A 2,885-nucleotide genomic window follows, 5' to 3' on the forward strand; every position below is an offset into this window, starting at 1 on the left:
GGCCACGGCCGGGCGGGGGACGACGGCGGCCTGCGCCTGCTGGCTCGGCAGGGCGCGTCCCGGCTCCGCCACGTCGAGCGAGGCGCCGTGGCGGGCGGCGATCTCGCCGAGCGCGGTCAGCGCCTTGATCTGGTCCGCCACCACGCGGCGCAGCTCGGCTGCGTTCTCCTCCGCCTCCTTCGGCATCTCGAACAGGCCGCGGCGCAGCTGGTCGCGGGTCGTGGCGAGCTCGCCCTCGATCGCCTTGGTCATGGCGCGCATCTCGCGCGTCACGTCGGAGAAGCGGGCGCTGGCGTCGCCCAGCATGCGGGCGATGTCGCGGCTCGCCTCCTCGTTGGCGGCCTTGAGCGCGGCGGTGGTCTTCGCGCGTTCGCCGTCGGTGAGGACGCGCACCTTCTCGAACTCCTCGGCGATCGACTGGGTGGTCGCGCCCACCTGCGCCGCGAGCCCTTCGGCGACCCGGCGCGCCCGCTGCTCGGAGCGGCCAAGATGCTCGTCGATGGAGACGGCGTAGCCGGCGAGCGTGCGGGAGAGGTCCTCCGCCTTGGTGGAGAGGCCGGCGGACAGAAGCTCCAGCGCCGACCGCCGCTCCTCCAGCTCGGAGGCGAGGCGCGTCTGGGTGCCGTCGAGGGCGTCGGCGACGTCCGCGATGGAGAGCGTCTGACGGTCGAGCTGGCGGGAGACCTCGGTCACCTTGGCCAGCACGTCGGTGGAGAGATCCCGCAGGGCGCTGGTCTGCGCGCCCACGGTGTCGCCGGCGCGGGTGGAGGCTTCGGCGATGTCCGCCATGATGTCCTCGAACGCCGAGACACGGCCGCCGAGATCGCTCTCGACGGCGCCGAGGCGGGCCCCGGCGTCGTTCAGGATGGTCTGCAGCGCCGCGTTCGAGTCGCCGAGGCGGGTCAGCGCCTCGGTCAGCTCGGTGCTGATGGTGGCGTGGGTCTGGCTGAGGCCGCTCATGGCGCGGCGGCTTTCCCGCGCGAAGGTGGCCGACACGGTGGCGCTGGCCTCCGCCATCGCCGACTGCAGCCGCTTGGCGGCCTCGTCCAGCGTCTCGACGCCCTTGGCCGTCTCCACGGCGAAGCTTTCGCCGAGGCGGTGCGAGGTGAGACGCAGGCGGTCCGCGACGCCGTTGAGGCCGGCGACCGTCTCGGCCCCCTTGGTCTCGAAGGTGCGCAGCAGGTCGCCGTTCAGCACGTCGAGCGCGCCGCGCAGCTCCTCGGCGCGGCCGCCGAGCGTGTCGGACACGCCGGCGAGCCGGCCGTCGAACTCTTCCGCCATGGCGTTGGCGACCGTCGCCAGCTCGCGGGTGAGGGCGACGCCCTGCCGCGCGATGGCGTCGGACACCGCGCCGCCGCTGCGGTCGAGCGAGACGGCCACCTCGGACAGGCGGCCTTCCAGGCGACCGCTGACGTCGTCGGCGAAGCGCGCGAGATCGCTCTCGACGCGGGTCGAGGCCTGCGACAGCGCGAGCGCGACCGTCTCGGCCTCGCCGGCGATGCGGAGCGCAAGCCCGTCGCCGTGCTCCTTCAGGTCGGCGTCGGCCGCCTTCAGCACGGTGGCGAGATCGGTCGCGCGGAGCGCGATGCGCTCGCCGGCGTCGTCCGCCAGACGGCCGAGATCGGTCCCGATGCGCTCGGTGGTCTCGGAAAGCGTCGCCGTCACCGCGTCCGCCTTGCCGCCGATGAGGTCGGCGAGGGTTTCGGCGCGGCTCTGCAGGGCGCCCGACGCGGTGTCGATGCGGCCCGTGAGGGTGCGCTCGAACCGGCCGATGCGCGCGTCCAGCGCGCCGGCGGTCTCCAGCGCCTTCTCGCCGAGCGTGGAGGAGACGGCCGCGGCGCGCTCCTCGAACGTGGCGACCAGGCCCTCGGTCTTCTCCGCAAGCTCGGCGGCGAAGGTGGCGGCGCGTTCGGCGAGCGCGGTGGTGACGCCGGTGGAGCCTTCGCCCAGCGTGCGGGCGAGCTCCAGCGTGCGGGTCGCCAGCGTCTCGTTCAGGGCGCGGGTGCGGGCGTCGAGGCCGTCGTCCACGCGGGCGATGCGGCTTTCGAGCGTTTCGGCGAGCGCGCTCAGGCGGCCGCCGAACTGCTGGTCGAAGCCGCCGAGCCGCTCCGCGACCGCGGTGTCGAGCTCGCCGGCGCGCACCGCGAAGCCGTCGAGGCGTTCGGCCAGCGCCTTTTCAAGGTCGCCGGCTTTGGCGCCAAAGGTGGCGAGCCGGCCCGCGACCGTGCGGGCGAGGGCGGTCGCCCGTTCGTCGAAGCTCTGGGCGTTGGCGGCGAGCGTCTCGCCGGCGCCCTTGGCCGCGGCCTCGAAGCCGCTGACCCGTTCGGCGAGCGTCGCGTCGAGCGCGCCCACGCTGTCGGTCATTGCGCCGAAGCGCGTGTCCAGCGCGGCGTCGAGCGCGCCCACCCGGGCGTCGAACACGTCGATGCGCTCGCCGATGACCCGGTCGATCTGCTCCACCTTGCCGTCGAGCGCGCCCACGCGCTCCGCCAGCAGGTCGTCGAAGCGCAGGATCTGGCCGTCGAGCGCGCCGAGCCGGTCGCCGATCACGGTCTCGAGGCCCACCACCTTGTCGTCGAACTGGGTGGCGCGGGTCTCGAGCGTCTGGTCCAGCCGCTCGATGCGCTTGTCGAGGGCGCGCACATGCTGGCGCGAGGCGCCGTCGAGCGTGTCGATGCGCTCCACGAAGCCGGCGAGCCGTTCGGCCACAGCGCCGTCGAAGGCTTCGAGGCGGCCGTCCAGCGCGCCGACGCGGGCGCCCAGCGCCTCCTCCAGCGCGGCGACGCGCTCGCCGATGCGGTTGGCGATTTCGCCGCCCTGCTCGCGCAGCGCCTGCTCCACGTCGCCGACCCGATCGGCGATCTCGGTCGCGAAGCGGCCGCCGG

The 2,885-nt window shown here is 74.5% G+C and carries 1 protein-coding gene; it reads right to left on the minus strand.

The genetic code is table 11. The features are described from left to right. Window positions 1-2,885 (minus strand): apolipoprotein A-IV repeat region-like domain-containing protein (locus tag ACFQ4O_RS16480; protein WP_378777285.1); only part of this gene is annotated, 2,885 nt, incomplete at both ends.

It is taken from the genome of Methylopila musalis (assembly GCF_042679725.1).
GTDB classification, from domain to species: Bacteria; Pseudomonadota; Alphaproteobacteria; order Rhizobiales; family Methylopilaceae; genus Methylopila; species Methylopila musalis.